Origin of the sequence: Shewanella sp. KX20019 (genome assembly GCF_016757755.1) — a bacterium.
Classification (GTDB): domain Bacteria; phylum Pseudomonadota; class Gammaproteobacteria; order Enterobacterales; family Shewanellaceae; genus Shewanella.
Genome location: NZ_CP068437.1, coordinates 1,404,329 through 1,422,819, shown reverse-complemented (window position 1 = coordinate 1,422,819; position 18,491 = coordinate 1,404,329). Strand labels below are relative to the sequence as shown.

Annotated in this window: 18 protein-coding genes; 3 read left to right on the top strand and 15 right to left on the bottom strand. The window is 43.7% G+C overall.

Going from position 1 to position 18,491, the window contains the following annotated elements:
- Nucleotide 1 precedes the first annotated feature (1 nt).
- From lepB to rpoE, 6 genes are all read right to left on the bottom strand, one after another.
- The gene (lepB, locus tag JK628_RS06225; RefSeq protein ID WP_202288558.1) at nt 2–919 is read right to left on the bottom strand and encodes a signal peptidase I; all 918 of its coding nucleotides are present in this window, start codon (nt 917–919) and stop codon (nt 2–4) included.
- A gap of 137 nt (nt 920–1,056) precedes the next feature.
- Complete coding sequence (gene lepA, locus JK628_RS06220) at nt 1,057–2,847, bottom strand: translation elongation factor 4 (protein WP_202288556.1); 1,791 nt, start codon at nt 2,845–2,847, stop codon at nt 1,057–1,059.
- 132 nt (nt 2,848–2,979) lie between these two features.
- A complete protein-coding gene (locus JK628_RS06215; RefSeq protein ID WP_202288555.1) occupies nt 2,980–3,444 on the bottom strand; it encodes a SoxR reducing system RseC family protein in 465 nt (154 codons plus the stop codon).
- 12 nt (nt 3,445–3,456) lie between these two features.
- Nucleotides 3,457–4,389 (bottom strand): MucB/RseB C-terminal domain-containing protein, encoded by a 933-nt coding sequence (locus tag JK628_RS06210; RefSeq protein ID WP_202288553.1) that lies wholly within the window; start codon nt 4,387–4,389, stop codon nt 3,457–3,459.
- Nucleotides 4,390–4,401: 12 nt separating this feature from the next.
- Nucleotides 4,402–4,998 carry a sigma-E factor negative regulatory protein gene (locus JK628_RS06205; protein WP_202288551.1) on the bottom strand — a complete coding sequence of 199 codons (597 nt, stop codon included), beginning with the start codon at nt 4,996–4,998 and terminating at the stop codon, nt 4,402–4,404.
- 25 nt (nt 4,999–5,023) lie between these two features.
- Complete coding sequence (rpoE, locus tag JK628_RS06200; RefSeq protein ID WP_202288549.1) at nt 5,024–5,602, bottom strand: RNA polymerase sigma factor RpoE; 579 nt, start codon at nt 5,600–5,602, stop codon at nt 5,024–5,026.
- Between the two features lie 449 nt (nt 5,603–6,051).
- Here rpoE and nadB point away from each other — a divergent pair, with 449 nt between their 5' ends.
- On the top strand, nt 6,052–7,662 hold the full coding sequence (gene nadB, locus JK628_RS06195; RefSeq protein WP_202288547.1) for an L-aspartate oxidase: 1,611 nt from the start codon (nt 6,052–6,054) through the stop codon (nt 7,660–7,662).
- Between the two features lie 16 nt (nt 7,663–7,678).
- On the opposite strand, the gene JK628_RS06190 is transcribed toward nadB, so the two are convergent.
- From JK628_RS06190 to rppH, 9 genes are all read right to left on the bottom strand, one after another.
- On the bottom strand, nt 7,679–8,104 hold the full coding sequence (locus tag JK628_RS06190) for a protein YgfX (RefSeq protein ID WP_202288545.1): 426 nt from the start codon (nt 8,102–8,104) through the stop codon (nt 7,679–7,681).
- A complete protein-coding gene (locus JK628_RS06185; RefSeq protein WP_237524215.1) occupies nt 8,085–8,336 on the bottom strand; it encodes an FAD assembly factor SdhE in 252 nt (83 codons plus the stop codon). Before JK628_RS06185 ends, JK628_RS06190 begins: the two co-directional genes overlap by 20 nt.
- 90 nt (nt 8,337–8,426) lie before the next feature.
- A complete protein-coding gene (nhaR, locus tag JK628_RS06180) occupies nt 8,427–9,335 on the bottom strand; it encodes a transcriptional activator NhaR (protein ID WP_202288543.1) in 909 nt (302 codons plus the stop codon).
- 61 nt (nt 9,336–9,396) lie between these two features.
- Entirely contained in the window at nt 9,397–9,780 is a 384-nt protein-coding gene (locus tag JK628_RS06175; protein ID WP_202288541.1) for a hypothetical protein, read from the bottom strand.
- The gene (nhaA, locus tag JK628_RS06170) at nt 9,777–10,952 is read right to left on the bottom strand and encodes a Na+/H+ antiporter NhaA (protein WP_202288539.1); all 1,176 of its coding nucleotides are present in this window, start codon (nt 10,950–10,952) and stop codon (nt 9,777–9,779) included. Before nhaA ends, JK628_RS06175 begins: the two co-directional genes overlap by 4 nt.
- A gap of 323 nt (nt 10,953–11,275) precedes the next feature.
- Nucleotides 11,276–12,127 (bottom strand): thymidylate synthase, encoded by an 852-nt coding sequence (locus tag JK628_RS06165; protein ID WP_202288538.1) that lies wholly within the window; start codon nt 12,125–12,127, stop codon nt 11,276–11,278.
- A gap of 82 nt (nt 12,128–12,209) precedes the next feature.
- Nucleotides 12,210–13,010: a sulfite exporter TauE/SafE family protein gene (locus JK628_RS06160; RefSeq protein ID WP_202288537.1), complete on the bottom strand. Its 801-nt coding sequence runs from the start codon at nt 13,008–13,010 to the stop codon at nt 12,210–12,212.
- Between the two features lie 72 nt (nt 13,011–13,082).
- The gene (ptsP, locus tag JK628_RS06155; RefSeq protein WP_202288536.1) at nt 13,083–15,320 is read right to left on the bottom strand and encodes a phosphoenolpyruvate--protein phosphotransferase; all 2,238 of its coding nucleotides are present in this window, start codon (nt 15,318–15,320) and stop codon (nt 13,083–13,085) included.
- A gap of 15 nt (nt 15,321–15,335) precedes the next feature.
- Nucleotides 15,336–15,857, bottom strand: a complete 522-nt coding sequence (gene rppH, locus JK628_RS06150; protein WP_202288535.1) for an RNA pyrophosphohydrolase — start codon at nt 15,855–15,857, stop codon at nt 15,336–15,338.
- A 691-nt stretch (nt 15,858–16,548) separates the two neighbouring features.
- Between rppH and mutH the strand changes: the two genes are divergently transcribed.
- A complete protein-coding gene (gene mutH / locus JK628_RS06145; protein ID WP_202288534.1) occupies nt 16,549–17,220 on the top strand; it encodes a DNA mismatch repair endonuclease MutH in 672 nt (223 codons plus the stop codon).
- Between the two features lie 124 nt (nt 17,221–17,344).
- Nucleotides 17,345–18,421 carry an adenylate/guanylate cyclase domain-containing protein gene (locus JK628_RS06140; RefSeq protein WP_202288533.1) on the top strand — a complete coding sequence of 359 codons (1,077 nt, stop codon included), beginning with the start codon at nt 17,345–17,347 and terminating at the stop codon, nt 18,419–18,421.
- The last annotated feature ends 70 nt before the right edge of the window (nt 18,422–18,491 follow it).

The window sequence follows — 18,491 nt, the reverse complement described above, 5'->3', positions numbered from 1 at the left end:
ATTACACAATTCCGCCTACACGGTTAAAACGTACCCCTGTTGGGATCCAAGCTGGCAAGAAGTCAGCCGGTGTTCTATCAAATTCAAAACTAATCCAAATCGCCACTGCTTTACCGACCAAATTCTCTTCTGGTACGAATCCCCAGAAGCGACTGTCAGTACTGTTATCACGGTTATCGCCCATCGCAAAATATTGCCCTTCAGGTACGATAAACTCGGTTAGCGGTACATTCTGTTGGCGATGATAGTAATTGATCATATCAGGGCGAGATGGGTTAATTAAGATGTCATGAGTGACATCACCAATCTGCTCTTTAAAACGCAACAATGGCGTACCATTTTGCGAAAACTCACCGCGGTTAACTGAAGCTCTCTCAACTGCTTTTAACTCGGGACAAGAGCTTTGGCCCTCAGCACAAGCGGGTTGAATCGAAAGTTGCTTATTACGATAGACAATTCTGTCGCCTGGCAAACCGACAATACGCTTGATATAGTCAATCTTTGGGTTTTCAGGATACTTGAATACCGCCACATCGCCACGCTCAGGCTTGCCAGTTTCTTTTAGCGTTGTGCGCCATACGGGATCTTTAATCCCGTAACTGAACTTCTCTACCAGAATAAAATCACCGACTAATAGCGTCGGCATCATTGAGCCTGACGGGATCTGAAATGGCTCATAAATAAAGGAGCGCAGAATAAGCACAAAGGCGATAACAGGAAAGATTGACTTTGAAGTTTCAACGATTGCTGATTCACGCATTATCACTTCAACGCTGTCTTCACTAAGATCGGCGTCTGTAGCTTGAGCCATTACCAACTTCTCACGTCGCTTAGGCGCAAACAAAAACGCATCCGCCATCCACACCAAACCACTGCCTAGTGTGATAAAGACTAAAATAAGAGAAAAATAGGCTGCCATTATTAATTAACTCCTGCCGAACATAATTGGGTAGCGACCAAAATACCGCTGCCACTAAGGTTATACGCCAGTAATGAAAGCGCCGCAAACTGCGGCGCAAACTCTAGCGATATATTAACAAATCTTAACCAATGAGCTTAATCATTAAGCTTTAACACGGCTAAAAACGCTTCTTGTGGAACTTCAACGTTACCCACTTGCTTCATGCGCTTCTTACCGTCTTTCTGCTTCTGCAAAAGCTTCTTCTTACGTGAGATATCGCCACCATAACATTTAGCGGTGACATCTTTACGCAAAGCTTTAATCGATGAACGAGCGATAATCTGACTACCAATGGCAGCCTGAATCGCAATATCAAACATCTGCCTAGGGATAAGCTCTTTCATTTTATTAACCAGAGCAAGACCACGATGACGAACACTATCTTTGTGAGTGATCATCGCCAAGGCGTCGACTCGGTCACCGTTAATTAAGATATCAAGGCGAACCATGTCTGCAGGCTGAAAACGACTAAAGTTGTATTCAAGTGACGCATAACCACGACTCGTTGACTTCAAGCGGTCAAAAAAGTCCATCACAACTTCGGCCATCGGCATGTCGTAAGTGATAGCTACTTGATTACCGTGATAAACCATATTGGTCTGTACGCCACGTTTTTCAACACATAAAGTAATAACGTTACCCAAGTACTCTTTAGGAACCAAAATATTGGTCTCTACAATTGGTTCACGCATCTCTTCAATGTTGTTAATCGCCGGCAGGTCAGACGGATTATCAACGTAAATTATATCGCCTTTAGTACCGACAACTTCATAAACTACCGTTGGTGCAGTAGTGATCAAATCTAGGCCGTATTCACGCTCTAAACGCTCCTGGATAATCTCCATATGGAGCAGCCCCAAGAAACCGATACGGAAACCAAAACCAAGTGCTGAAGATGTTTCTGGCTCAAAAAACAACGAAGCATCATTAAGACTTAGCTTATTCAATGCATCACGAAAGCTCTCGTAATCATCAGTAGATATTGGGAAAACACCAGCGTAAACCTGTGGTTTAACCTTCTTAAAGCCAGGTAATGGCTCTAGGGCACCATTCTTTGCAAGAGTCAGCGTATCACCGACTGGCGCGCCATGGATCTCTTTGATACCAGCAATGACAAAGCCAACTTCACCGGTATTGAGTTCATTGGTATCTGTCTGTTTTGGGGTAAATATACCCACGCGGTCGGCCGTGTGGTTTTGCCCGGTAGACATAACTTTGAACTTATCGCCTTTTTTCAGCTTACCGTTCTTGATACGCACAAGTGAAACGACGCCCAGATAGCTATCAAACCAAGAATCGATGATCAAGGCTTGCAGCGGTCCTTCAGGATCACCCTCTGGTGGCGGAATTTGTGCCACGATGGTCTCAAGTACCTCTGCGATACCCACACCAGTTTTAGCGGAGCAGCGCACGGCATCGGCAGCTTCGATACCTACAATATCTTCAATCTCTTCTGCTACGCGCTCTGGATCAGCTTGTGGCAAATCGATTTTATTCAGGATAGGAACGACGTCCAGTTCCATCTCTAAGGCGGTATAACAGTTGGCAAGCGTTTGTGCTTCAACCCCCTGCCCTGCGTCAACGACCAATAATGCGCCTTCACAAGCCGCTAAAGAACGTGACACCTCGTAAGAGAAATCGACATGACCTGGGGTATCAATAAAGTTCAGCTGGTAAGTTTCACCATCTTTAGCCTTATAATCCAAGGTGACGCTTTGTGCTTTAATAGTAATACCGCGCTCACGTTCTAGATCCATTGAATCTAAAACCTGGGAAGCCATTTCACGATCGGATAAACCACCGCAATCCTGGATAAGGCGATCTGAGAGTGTTGATTTGCCGTGGTCAATATGGGCAATTATCGAAAAGTTTCTAATGTGCTTCATTATGCTGGGATGACTAAACTCGAAGTTGAAAACAATTTTTAAGGTGCAGAATTGTACCCGATTGCGGCTTTAATACCAATTTTTAAAATGGTTTTGCAATGGAATATTAAAACTGCGGCTACGTAACTGCGGTTATTGCGCTATATCTATTGGTCTGCCAAGCGATTTAATAATGACAGGCAGAGCCATTTCCTCTACAGCCTTAGCCCATCTTTTGCCTATAGCCCAAGCGCTGACACCGCCAATAAGCGCCCCAGCAATCGATAACAGGTCTTGATTTATCTCTACAGCTATTGCTAAGAGATTGCCACTGTAAGCGCCGATAAAGAAACCTAATAATGGCAGGATATAAACCAATAAAGCGGCTTTTAGAATGACGCTTTCAGGAAGGCCAAGTTTTAAGCGCTCACCTTTAGTAAAAACTCGTTCCGTTTGAATCGAAAAACGCTGAACTTTTGCAGAAAAGGCTTTAGCGACTGCAGATGTGCCACAGGAATCGCCACTTTCGCAGTGATTACAGGCACTCTTCATCTCCACCTCTACAACGACCCAGCCAGAGTTGCTATTAGCGACAACTTTGGCGATCTCTTCCATCATTCCCCAGACTCCTTATTGCAGCATGATGCTCTTGGCAATCCGGCTCAGTGTTTCTGCTGGTACTTTACCCACAGCAACCACCTCAGCATTACCGACGCGTTCAGTGGCAAGTGATAAGCCATTTCGAGTGACAAGTTCATCCGGCAGTGGTGCTTCACCAGCTTTAGCAACATAGACGGAGATACTGGCTAATCCATCACTAATGGCAATGTACTCAACCGCCTCTTTGCTACCAATGAGTCGATGCTGATCTTTTATCAGTACTTTAAAGCCTACTGGTAACCAGCCGAACTTCCAATCTTCAGCACCAGCACGCTCTGACTGCGCCATAACGGCAGGCCACTCTTGCTTATGTGCCTCTTTCAATATAGCAGGAACCTCTTCTAACACTAGCAGCTCAACCACTAAAAGTTGCTCCAAAAGCTGCTTATCACCGTTTATCATATCGAACCGTAATGGTAAATAGGTGTCCATATCTAACCAGACTTGATAACCATAACGATTAGTATCATTTGGAATAATCCGCACTAACTGCCCTGGTCTACCAGCTATTCTGCTACGGCCACCCAACACAAACTTATAACCCGCTTCAAGCTTAGAGACATCATCAGCAAAAGCGGCAGGAATAACACCTTGAATACGGTTAGCATGGACACTATAGGCGGGTTGATCGTGCTCAATAAAGGTGACGGTATTTCCGACACGTACCGCGTTTTTAGGTGGACCATTGAGATGCTCTAAAAAAGCCACTTCTTGATCATTTACTTTGCCATGGATATACACCAACGGACGAATATGATCGGCTTGAATTTGGATAAGGGATATTTTGAATTCTTGTTCACGCAGTGCTTGGCTCATATTTTCTAGCCAAGCTTTGGCGGATATGTCTTCCTGCGCCATCGCGGGAAGACTTATGGCTAAGATAGCCAATAGGATTAGACGCAAGCTAACTCCTTGTTACTGATTGACAGGTATTGTATCTACCTCGCTATTGTCCTCTATATTGACACCATTATTCAATCTCTGTTGTAACATATGATCTTGAATATAAGCATTGATACGACGACGCTGGTCAACAACTTGTTCATTTGTATAGCTCTGGTTCTGCTGAACAGCCCCAGTTTGCAGGCTTACAGGCGATGCGCTACCGATTAATGGACGAGTATTCAAAACTGGTAATGGTGAATTATCAAGTAATGTCTCTTGATTATAATTCTGTACACCAACCACTGCGACCATAGCAACCGATGCAGCAATAGCGTATTGGCCAAATTGTTTGAAAAATGGCACAACGTTACTTGTGGCAGGCTTGACTTTAACTGTCGATTGCTTGGGAGCGATAATTGCGGGCTCTTCATCAATAGCAGCCATAATACTGGCACTGAGATCCACTGATACAGTTTGTGGTAATTCACCACGCATTGCATCACCAATCATATGATAATCACGCCACTGTTCATGGGAATCTGCGTCAGCCGCTAACTCAGCTAACATTTGCTCGTCGAGTTCACCATCGACTGCAGCAGATACCCATTCCTGACCTAATTTATCCATTTTTCACCTATCTTTATCAAGGGTGCTAGTGTTCTAGCAACGGCTTAAGCTTTTTATCGATTGCCTCTCGCGCTCTGAAGATCCGCGATCTTACAGTGCCTACAGGGCAATCCATGACATTAGCAATCTCTTCGTAACTCATACCATCAAGTTCTCGTAGTGAGATCGCCATCTTTAATTCTTCTGGCAATGTATCTAAAGTGTCGAAAACGACCTTTTGAATCTCTTCTGACAAGACTAACCGTTCAGGAGATGCAAACTCCTTTAACGCGTCACTGCCATCATAATATTCAGCTTCTTCAGCATCGACATCATTCGCAGGCGTTCGACGCCCTTGTGCGACCAGATGATTCTTCGCAGTATTAACTGCAATGCGGTACAACCATGTGTAAAACGCACTTTCGCCCCTAAAGTTCGGTAACGCTCGATAGGCTTTAATAAAAGCTTCTTGCGACACATCTGCAACGTCTGCTTGATTTCGCACATAACGCGATATCAAATTTGCGACCTTGTTTTGATATTTTTGCACCAAAAGGTTAAAAGCGTTCTTATCACCACGCTGTACGCGCTCAACTAACTGTTGATCACTTATTTGTCCACTCATCCGAGCCGACTACTCCTAAATCTAATACTGATTTCTCAGCCGCTCGAATCATATTCACTTATGTAGACTAGCGAGTTTCAAAAAAGTTCTATAAAAATTTGCAAAGACATCATTTATTTTTTGCGGGAGTAAACTTTTACACTATCAATGGCCTTATAACAGGCTAGCAAATCGCTTTCAGTCACGATTTTTTTGGACAGTTTGTTTCTTATCACTGGCATATCAACACACGATACGCACTTCCCACTTTGTAATTAACGCTACCTTGCTATTTTAAGCTACTGAATACCTGCAAATGCATCAGAGGAGAATGAGACAATATGTACCTAACATAACAAAGATAAAGTCAGTGTAAAATCTAAACCAAACAGAAATGGCCCCTGATAAGTATCCATATGCAGCATCTTGGTTTAACATAGTCTAACTCCCAGATCACTCTATGATACCTGATGAAACAAGTAGTTGAACACCAATCTGACATTTTGGTTATTGGCAGTGGTGCTGCCGGCCTCACCTTAGCTCTACATCTTGCTGAAAAATCTAAGGTTATTTTACTTTCCAAAGGTCCACTTAGCGAAGGTTCAACCTATTACGCTCAGGGCGGCATCGCCTCTGTTTTTGATGAAGATGACACAATTGAGTCCCATGTCGCTGATACTTTAGTGGCAGGAGCAGGGCTTTGTGATGAGCCAGTCGTTAAGTTTACCGCTGAAAATGCAAGAGCCTCCATGCAATGGTTAATCGAATGCGGTGTTGCCTTCGATAAAGAGGAAACGACAGATGGCAGTCCAGAAGATGCACCTTATCATTTAACCCGTGAAGGCGGTCATAGCCATCGCCGTATTTTGCATGCCGCTGATGCCACGGGTAAAGAAGTGCAAGTCACGCTGCAAGAGCAGGCAAGCCGTCACCCGAATATTCAGGTACTAGAACGCTACAACGCCATTGATCTAATCACCACTCGTAAATTAAATCGTCCAGGTAATCGAGTCCAAGGTGCTTATATCTGGAACCGTAATTTAGAACAGGTCGAGACCGTAAAAGCGCGTTTCGTCGCACTAGCGACGGGTGGCTGTTCGAAAGTATACCAATACACATCAAACCCTGATGTTGCCTCAGGCGACGGCATTGCTATGGCTTGGCGATCTGGTTGCCGAATTGCCAACATGGAATTTAATCAATTTCATCCGACTTGCCTCTATCACGCTGATGCACGTAACTTTTTGCTCACCGAAGCCTTAAGAGGCGAAGGCGCATTTTTACGCCGACCCGATGGCAGCCGCTTTATGCCTGAATTTGACGATCGAGCAGAGCTGGCACCACGTGATATTGTCGCTCGCGCAATTGATTATGAGATGAAGCGCTTAGGTTCTGATTGTGTCTATTTGGATATCACTCATAAACCCGCCGACTTTATCATTAAGCACTTCCCGACCATTCATAAGCGCTGCCTTGAGTTTGGTATCGATATAACCACTGATCCCATTCCTGTCGTGCCCGCTGCGCACTATACCTGTGGTGGCGTGATGACCGACCTGCATGGGCAAACTGATTTAAATGGCTTATATGCCATCGGAGAAGTCGCCTATACAGGCTTACACGGGGCCAACCGCCTTGCCAGTAATTCATTACTTGAATGTCTTGTTTTTGCCAGAGCCGCGGCTGAAGATATTGAAAGCCAACTGGGAAAGATCCCTATGCCGGGTACCCTTCCAGCTTGGGATGAAAGCCAGGTATCAAATTCAGATGAAGAGGTTGTTATCGCGCATAACTGGCATGAGCTGCGGTTATTTATGTGGGATTACGTTGGTATCGTTCGCTCCGATAAACGTTTAGAGCGTGCCTTAAGACGGTGTGTCATGCTACAGCAAGAGATCCAAGAGTATTACAGTAACTTTAGAGTCAGTAATAACTTGCTAGAGCTGCGTAACCTAGTCCAAGTTGCAGAACTTATTATCCGCTGTGCGATGGAGCGAAAAGAGAGCCGGGGCTTGCACTACAACATCGATCATCCGAATAAAGATCCCTTGTCTAAACCGACAATATTACAGCCCAAATAAGCAAGCTTAATAAGGCCTAGTTAAGCCGCCTTTGATTCGATTGCAACAACAGACGACACAAATGGCGATAGCTTGTGTCGTCTAACATATCAGCCCACACCACCAGTCTTTTGACTTCAGTCTCGCACTGGATATCAAACATCAACGCAAACGGAGTGATCATTGGTTTACCTTTGATCACAAAGCCCTGCTTTTGGTTAAGTCGACCATTACCTTCTGCAGATAATATAAACTGACAAGACCAGTGTTTTAGTTGCCAAAACTGCCAACTGAAATAGCTAATACTCAGGATAAAGATTAGCGATTTACAAAAAAGATAGCTGAATGATTCACCATAAGGCCAAACCATAAAAGAGATGAAGCAGAGACTCGCAACAACGACCAACGAGAATCGTTGGTCGAAAGAACTGGAAAGGTGAAAACTATGCTGCTGGGCGACCACGAACTCTAACGATCATCTCTGCAAACTCAGGGTCTTTGCAGACCTCATGTCCCATAAACCACGCAAAAAGCTCTGGGTCTTCAGACTCTAACAACCTGACAAAAATATTTTTATCAGCATTAGACATAGCTTCATAGTGCAGCTCAACAAAAGGTTGAAACAACACATCTAGCTCTAACATGCCTCTACGACAAGCCCATCTAACTCTTGCTATTTTCATGGGTTCTGGCATTAATTCTGACAAGTTTGTTACTCCAATCTTTGACAATGCCGATAGTGTATACCGAAATGGCCTCTGGATACACCTAGCAAAAGAGTATGATTATAGTTGCTGAACTTTTACATCGTTACCCGCAAACAATTCTGAAAAGTCGGTACTCAATAAACGCTTCACCGCAGGATGTTGTATCATCCGCTCAGCAAACATCACGTGATACACCTCTTTAATATCAGTTGTTTCACCAAGTAACGTCATACCGTGCGCCAAAATATCTTGCTTGTATATTGACGGAGCAACAAATATCCCCTGCTTGAAAAAACCAAATGCTTTCATCATAGCAGCATCATCAAACTCACCTAATATACTAATATTTAAATTCTTTTCATCAAACCAACGTACAAGTTGTTGCCCTAAAGACGTTCCTCGACTAGGTATAAGAAGTTTGCCTTGCTCTAAACATTCAGGAAAGGGCTTTGAATAGGTCTCAGCAGAGAAAAAAGCAATACCACTCTCGCCTAATTGTTTGGAGAGGATCTCTGGATATTTTAGACTCTCACCGGCGCAATCAGACAATATCATATCCAGCTTATGAGCTCTAAGCCGCTCCATTAAGCTTTCATGCGTTGCCTCATAGCAGGCCAAATGCATCGAGCCATCACTAGGAACGACTGACAGCAATACTCGACTAGTGAGCGCCTTTGACAGTGCAGCGGCAATCCCCACTTCAAAGCGAATATTTTCATCTTTTTGATAATTGAGTAGATCTAGCATCTCATAGCTAAGGCTAAACATCTTATCTGCGTAACGAAATACCAGCTCACCGAGTTCTGTAGGTTCCAAGGACCTGCCAACACGTTTGAATAAACTACCTTTGAGACTGCTTTCTAACACGCGGATCTGCCCCGTTACGGTTTGCGGTGTTAGGCATAATGCTTCAGCGGCTTTTGCCACCGAGCCTTTCTTTTGGATCATCCAAAAATAGTACAAATGGTTATAGTTGAGATTTGCCATAGTAAGGTGCCATTGTTAAAACGAAAAGGGTGGCAAAAATGCCACCCTTTTTGTTATTGAACTACTTCAGACGTTGGCAATCCATCAAGCCAAACATCGCCGTTGACAGATCTTCCGTATTTTCAATTTTGCCAACGCTAAACGCTTCAGCAAGTCCAGCGACTAACACGTCTCTGTCAGGGATTCGGTTCTGACAGAAGGTACGGTTCGCTTCTTGAAAACGCTTACCCCCGCGATATTTAAGTGCTCGAGACTCATAACTATCTGATTCTAAGCGCTCACCAACTGCGGCGCCTTTATACATAAGAGCTCCATCAACGACACCCTCTAAGTAATTCAGACAATGAGCATCTTGTGTATCTTCATTGCAGGCCTTAATCTGCGAGGCAGAAGCTGCAGTACTAAAACCTAATGTTAATATCAGTGCTAATAGGGCTATTCTCATGCTTTCTCTCCTTTCTGAGGTAACACTTTAGATAACCAAAAGTAGCCTATCGTTGCCGAAGCAAATGAACCTAACAGAATGCCCAGTCTCGCATAGTCACCATGCACCTGACCCTCACCAACAAAGGCAAGCGAAGAGATAAACATAGACATTGTAAAACCAATACCACACATCACTGCCACTGGAGTGATCTGATTCCAACCGACGCCTTCAGGTAAAACAGCGAGCTTAAGTTTTACCGCAAGGAAACTAAATAACATAATACCCAGTGGCTTACCGACGAGCAGACCAAGTGCTATCCCTAACGGTACAGGCGATAACAATGAGCTTAAGCTCATGCCGCTTAAATCAACTCCAGCGTTAGCGAAAGCGAAGATAGGCAAGATGATGAACGTACTCCACGGATGTAGGCTATGTTCTAAACTTTCCGACGGTGATGAACCATCTTTAGCACGCAGCGGAATACAGAAAGCGATAATAACCCCGGCTAACGTGGCATGAACACCTGACTTCAACACTGCTATCCACAAAATCATACCTAATACGCCATAGGGGCCGAGTGCAGTAACGCCTTTTCGGTTAAGTCCTATCAAGCCGATAATCGCTGCAGCTGCCACCATTAAGCTTATAGTCGATAAATCAGTGCTATAGAATAGAGCAATAATAACAACTACTCCCAAATCATCGATAATGGCTAATGCTAGCAAGAACACTTTTAATGAAACCGGAACACGGCTACCTAAAAGCGCCATGATCCCTAATGCAAATGCGATATCAGTCGCAGCAGGAATTGCCCAGCCAACCTGTGTGATCGGATCTGAGTAATTAAAAATAAGATACACAGCAGCAGGGAAAACCATGCCACCGATGGCAGCAAAGGTCGGTAATGACGCCTGCGCTCTACTCGATAATGCCCCTTCTAGAAGTTCTCTTTTTACTTCTAGACCGATAAGCATAAAGAAAAGAGCCATCAGTCCATCATTAATCCAGTGAATTAATGTCTTGTCTATATCTAAAGTGCCCACACGCACTTGCATCTCTGTATCAAGAAAACCTTGGTACATTCCCGCTAGTGGCGAGTTAGCTAAAATCATTGCTAGTACAACTGCGATCATCAAAAGAATGCCGCCAGCTGACTCTTGGCTTAAAAAGTTCCTAATAGCCCGTTCCATATTACGCTCCATAAAATCTCAATGTAACGAGTGTAGCCGATTACATACGATCTGAATAATCGTTTGCATCAGCTTCATACGTCGGAATATCCGAGGTATCAAGTATGAGCCTGAGATGACTAAATATCAATCAGAAGAGTATATAATTAAATATGGGTAAGTAATAAGCGGATATTCGGTTGAAAATGTACAAGTTAAAGCGATGAAATACATGAACTATCTATTAAGCAGCAACTTTTTGACTAAAAAAATGACTAAATATTCACTTCCATAAAATGACTCGCCTCGAAAATATCGAACAAAGCGAGCCCCTGTGGCTTTAATTAAACAGAAAATGGGTATTGGATAGCGTCATGATGCTCATAGCCTGTCACTTCAAAGTCAGCCATTGTTACCCATGTTTCCAAATCTTCTAATGATTTAATATCTGGGTTTATGGATAACTTTGGTGATTCAAATGGACTACGGGTTAGCTGCACATTTTGCATCAACTCTAATTGATCTTCATAAATATGGGCATTAACAATTTTGTGATAGGCAGTACCGGCTTTAAGGCCAGTAATCTGTGCTATTAACGCCAATAGCGTAAACACTTGCACTTGGTTAAAGTTAAGCCCAAGGGGCACATCACAAGAGCGTTGAAAGCTCGTTAAGTGCAGTGTATCGCCAAGTAACGAAAAATTATGGGTGTGCATACAAGGTCTTAAACACCCCATATGAAACTCACCAGGATTATAAAAGCTGAGGATCTCGCCTCTATCATCAACTCCTCTAGATAAGTTATCGACAATTTTACGTAATTGATCAATTGAGCCACCGTCAGGTTTGTTCCAACTGCGGCCTTGGACACCATATACACGCCCCATATCGTCAGTTCCTTTACGATAGGGGTTATCGAGCCAAGCCTGGTTATCGTTAGAATTTGCGTCCCAAGTTTTAGCACCAATTTGACGAAAATCAGCCGCACTATCATAACCACGTATATAGCCAAGCATCTCTGCAATCGCCGCTTTCCAAAAGCTCTTACGAGTGGTGATTAACGGGAACTCATTCTTATCAACATGGTAGACCAGGTCAGCATTAATAACTGTTAGGCAGCGTTTACCTGTACGACTGTTTTCAACCCATGTACCTTCGTCAAGGATCCTTTGACAAAGTGCTAAATACTGTTTCATGACAATTTACCTATAAAAACAAAATGACCGAATTAGCGCCGGTTCAATTTCAATGACAAGCTACTCTATTGCTGTAGTAGCATTATGTTAGTACCAGCTTCAGGCCAACAATGGCCAAGAATATGGCAAATATTTTTTTCAACTTAGCAGTTGGCCAATTAGTCGCAGCCTTGGCACCTAATGGTGCAACTAACATCGATGTGGCCACTATGCCGAGTAATGCAGGTAGATAGATAAAGCCTAATGTCCCCTCCGGCAATGAAGCAACATTCCACCCAGCCAATGTATAACCAATACTACCAAATAGCGCGATGAGTAAACCCGTTGCAGATGACAAGCCTATTGCATAGCGCATCTGTAATCCGCACCAAGTCAGGAACGGAATAATGAGCACACCACCACCAATTCCCATCAAGCCAGCGATTAGCGCAATCATTACCGCAGCTAAAAATAGGTTCATAGCACTGGGCATTTCACGACTTGAGTTTGGCTTCATCGGGAAAGCCATCTGAATAGCCATCAACATGACAAAAACAGCAAAAATTTGCTGTAACAGAGTCGCTGCAATTAATTCTGAAATAAAGCCGGAACAAATTGCACCAAGTACAAACCCTGGCAACATGGTTCGAAACAGCTGCCAAGGGATATTTTCACGTTTGTGATGGGCACGAGCAGAAGATAAAGAGGTCAAAATAATCGCCGCGAGCGACGTCGCAATGGCAACATGCGGTAGATGCTCTGCTGGGACCCCGACACTGGGCAAAATATGCAGTAAGGCCGGCACAGCAATTAGCCCACCACCAATACCCAATAACCCGGCCATGAAACCGATAACAGCACCAAGCGCCAGACATATGCTAAATACTACAAGCCAGCTTTCCACGCTAATACCCTTAAAATCATCAATTAGTGCCCAAAGCTTAAAGCAATCGGCTCAGTTAGTTAATAGCGAACGCTAGTTAAGCAGAGCCACTAAGCCTTTTTTCTCGCAATAATCGCTGATAAGTAGCCTTACATCCTCTCCAGAGGCAAGCATAAGCGCTTCATCTAACAGCGTACTGAGCTCTTTTTTTGATACTCGACGCAGTAGATAATTGATCCGAGATAAACTCGCTTGGTTCATACTGAGTTGATCGTACCCCATGGCAACTAATAACATTGCACCTGTAGGTTCGCCTGCCAATTCACCGCACACACTAATAGACAGTTGATTGGCTTTGCAGCGGTCAACGGCAAATTTAAGCGCCCGAAGCACGCCAGGGTGATAACTATCAAACAGCGCATTTACGTTAGGGTTGTTACGGTCCACTGCAAGCAGGTACTGGGTTAAATCGTTTGAGCCAACAGAGACAAAGTCGACCCGCTTTGCAACTTCATCTAACTGATAAAGTAATACAGGGACTTCCAACATGATGCCGATCTTCGGCATAGATATGACTCTACCGAGCTCAGCCGTTAGCTCTTGATGCGCTTGTTCAAAGTAGACTAACGCAAGGTCAATCTCTTCTAAGTTACTTACCATCGGCAGCAAAACATGTAACTGGTCAGGATCACTTGCCGCTTGTAGCATCGCCCTTAACTGCACTAAAAACAGCTCGGGGTGATCTAAACTAAGCCTTATTCCGCGCCAACCTAGAAAGGGGTTATCTTCAACGATCGGGAAATATTCAAGCGGCTTATCACCACCAACATCCAATGTACGCATTACTACCGGCTTACCTTTGGCTGCTGTGAGTACTTTTCGATAGATCTCTAACTGCTCTTGCTCACCAGGGAAACACTGCTTCAGCATAAATAAAATTTCGGTGCGGTATAAGCCGATACCGTCAGAATCACAGCCTGTATCGGAATCAATACTGCTAATCAAACCACTGTTGATATAAAGATAGACTCTTAAGCCATCAACCGTCACCGTCGGTAAAGGTAATTCTGCGGCATATCGACGCTGCAGCGCTTTCTCAGCCGCGATTAGACTCTTATATTCAGATAGTATGGTCGCGGAAGGCTCAACCAGCAACTGGCCTCTATTGGCGTTGATAATCACTTGTCGTTTATCAAGGTCTGCATTCAAAATGCCATTAACGCCGATGATCGCGGGCACGCCTAATGCTCGAGCTAATATCGCTGCATGGGAGTTAACCCCACCGAGTTCGGTGACGATACCAGCGAGTTTCTGCCTTGGGAATTCAGCCAGTAACGTAGTACTCGCCTCTCGAACAATCAAAATAACCGGAGTTTCTGGCTCAAGAATTATCTTCTCTGGCTCAATCAATTGCCGAAGTACACGCCGGCCAATATCTTTGATGTCGCTAGCACGCTCTTTTAGATAGAGATCTTCCATCTCATTAAAATGAGCAATATATCGTTTAGAAACACGGCATACTGCCGTTTCAGCACTCCAGCCTAACCTAATCTCTTTTATGTACTCGCCGCCTAAACTAGCTTTTTCGAGTAACAGCAATAATGCAGTAAAAATCGAAGCTGCTTCTTGATCTTTTTCTCTATCAAAACGTTGAGATAAGCCACCAAGAATGTCCTTACAACGGTTCATCGCCAATTTAAGCCGCACCTCTTCCTGGCTAACCGCTGTTATCTTAACTTCTGTCAGATTAAACGATATCTGCCCACCGAGTAGCAATGCTTTAGCAATCGCAATCCCTTTTGAGGCTGATTTACCCTCGTAAAATAGCGGCTGCAGTGCAGTGTGGTTCACCACGGCCTTGCGCTTTAGCCCTTTAATCGCCATCGCGAGCTGCGCCGCAAGCGTCATTAAAAAGGCTTCTTCTCCCTCACTAAATAGTCTTGCTTGGCTTTGTTGAACGACGATAACGCCTATAACAGACTTTTGATACACGATGGGAACTGCCAGAAATGCGCTATAAGCTTCTTCTGACACTTGTGGAAGTAGCTTAAATCGAGGGTGAGCAGATGCATCGGCAAGGTTTACCGCTTCTTCACGCTGTGCCACCAAGCCAACTAACCCTTGAGTCAGTGGCAGACTCACACGATTAACAGCATCGGGTTCTAATCCATCTGTTGCAGATAGGACAAGTCGTTGCTCTTCCAATATATAGACAGAGCAGCACTCCGTTGCCATGGCTAATTTGGTTTGCGTTACAAGCTGCTGCAGCGCATATTCTAGATCTCTGGCTGAAGCAACAACTTGTGTTATATCCCTAAGTGTTTTTAGCACTAACGCAAACCTCCCTTAGCTCCTGCGCATACCTCTTCTTTTCGGTATCGACTCTTTAATCTGCAAAGGCAGAGTTGTCGGCGCAAACTCTTTCATGACTTTTCTATAAACGTCGCGTTTAAATGACACTACTTGTCTAACGGGGTACCAATAACTTACCCAGCGCCAACCATCGAACTCAGGGTGGCCACTGGCATTTAAATTAATGGCACTTTCAGCACTTTTTAACTGCAATAAAAACCATTTTTGTTTTTGCCCAATACAAACGGGTTTACTATCTTGTCTGATCAATCGCTTCGGTAGCCTATAGCGTAACCAAGATCGTGTAGATGTTAGAATTTGCACATGTTCTGGCTTTAATCCTACTTCTTCGTATAACTCACGATACATGGCTTCTTCTGCTGACTCACCTTCATCAACGCCACCTTGAGGAAATTGCCAGGAATGTTGGCCAAATCTTCTAGCCCACATAACCTGCCCAGAGCGATTACAGATAATGATGCCCACATTTGCGCGAAAGCCGTCACTATCAATCACATGGACTCCAAACTATTAACTATTAATGAATTGATTGTTTCACAAAGCTCGCGTTGCAGCAAATATCTGTTCCGCATATTCGTTGGATAAATCTAAGTAATTACCAACCTTATCAACAGGAGTGATCGGTAAAAGCCAATTATATCCACAGAATCTGTGGATATCTCTGTTGGAAACTATCTAAAAGCCCAAATAACCTCACAAAAATCATCAAATAGCAAAACGAAGCACTGATTTGACAATTACATTAAAGCTTTCAAAAACAACAATTTAAAGCGCAACATAATGAGCAGCGATCTTGGTAAAATCTTGACGGTACGATATTTAACCAGTCAATTAAAAATCTAAAAAATGAAGACAGTCATAATGATGTTATTCACAAATTCAAGTATACATAGCCAGAAAAAAGCTGTTAATCCGCTTAAAATGGCATTGACAGATCACATTCATTGCAGTAGAGCGACAAAAAACTGAAGTTATCCAATAAAACTGTGGATAACTATGTTGGAAAAATAGCTAAAGCACAGGAGTAAGCTGAACAAGTCACACTGGGACTAAAATCAATAATGGCTTTAAACATTTATATTCAATAACTTACATTTATTTAACCCGCTGTATTTCTAGCGTAGAAACTTTAGCTTATATTTTAACCACATTTGCTATATGGCAAAAATTTAGTAAAATCTTTGCTATGAAAAAATCTACTCAACCACCCAGTACACTTGAAGAGCTCATGGCGCGCGCAGAAGCGATGGCAGGACTTACGCTTGGACAACTGGCCAACTACCATCAAATTAAATCTCCAAAAGATCTAAAGCGACACAAAGGTTGGGTCGGTCAGTTAATAGAGCTAGAACTTGGCGCTCTTGCAGGCTCAAGGCCCGAACCCGATTTTGTTCATTTAGGGGTAGAGTTGAAAACGATCCCTGTTAACCAAGTCGGCAAAGTACTCGAAACCACCTATGTTACCGTCGCGCCGCTGACAAATATTCAAGGGCTAACATGGGAGAACAGCGTCGTTTGCCATAAGCTGCAAAGCGTACTTTGGATCCCTGTTCAAGGTGCCAGAGAGATCCCACTTTCAGAGCGTCAGATAGGCTCGCCAATATTGTGGTGTCCATCCGCTGAAGAGACGGCACTATTAAAGCAAGATTGGGAAGAGATAATGGAGCTCATTACCATGGGCAAAGTCGAAACAATTACAGCGCGCCATGGTGAAGTACTGCAATTACGCCCAAAAGCTGCCAACAGTCAGGTACTCACCCAAAGTATTGACCATAATGGTGCATTGTCTAAAACCAACCCTCGTGGCTTTTATTTGAAGACACAATTCACTCAAAAAATCCTTTCTGGCCATATTTAGGTAAATTTGGCGCAAAAACTCACAATCATTTGACTTAGATCACAAATACTACTGGAAATAGTATGGTGATATTCTATAAACTAGCCCATCGTAAAAACAGCAGCTGTTGGATACCCCCTAAATCGTGAGAGCACGTATACAAGCGAAGAAGTTAGCCTTCGCTATTTTCGCTTGGACTGTAGCTATGGCGGCCTTCGTATTTTTCAGATACGCACAAACGCCAGAACTTCCTCAGTGGGCCATTGGCTCAGCTGACTTAGCGACGCTTTCGATTTATATGGGGATTATTTTTGGCAGCCTGCATTGGATGTCGAACCTAATTGCTGATTTTAGCGCCATCAACCGCTTACCCTATGTGTTCTCAGTCATCTTTAAAGGTCTATTTCTATTACTGGGAGCAACTACGCTTGCTTATATCACCCAGTATCTCAACATGTGGGCAATCGAAAACCACATGACAACCTTACGTCAGATGCTCACGGCCCACATTCTTTATAGCCCAGCTTTCCAAGCTCTTATCGTTTACTTAGTAGTGGTTAGAGTGGGACTCGCCTTTATCGAGCAGATGGCGCTACTCGTTGGCCCGAGAGTGCTATTTAACATTGGTCTAGGCAAATATCATAAGCCTCGATATGAGCAACGACTTTTTCTTTATCTCGATATGGTAGCTTCTACCACCCATGCAGAATCATTGGGCGATTACCGCTTTAGCCGTTTGATCCAAGATAGCTTTAGCCTATTGGCAGATACTGTCACCAATAATGAAGCTGAGATCTACCGTTATATGGGAGATGCCGTCCTCATACATTGGCCACTTAAAGACGGTGTGAAGCAAGATCGTTGCTTTAATATCTATCATGATTTTTCTCAGCAATTAAGCTGGCAGAGGCTATATTTTGAGGAGCAATACGGTTTTGTACCCAAGTTTAAAGCTGCGGCGCATTGTGGCCAAGTTGTAGCTGCTGTCGTGGGGGTTCAAAAACAGGAGATTAGTTTCTTTAGTGATGTGCTCAATACCTTGGCAAGACTACAAGATCAGTGCAATCCACTTGGCCAGAGAATGCTGATTTCAGGCTCTTTAAAATCACGCCTCGACTATCCTGACACCCGCTATAATCTCAATAACCTTGGCCCAATTAAGCTAAAAGGTAAACAGCACTCCATTGATGTTTATGGTGTCACGCCTAAAAATCCCGTATAAAACCCACATAAAAAAGCCGATAGTTATCTATCGGCTTTTTTAGTTTCAGGACTAAACACAGAGATAAATC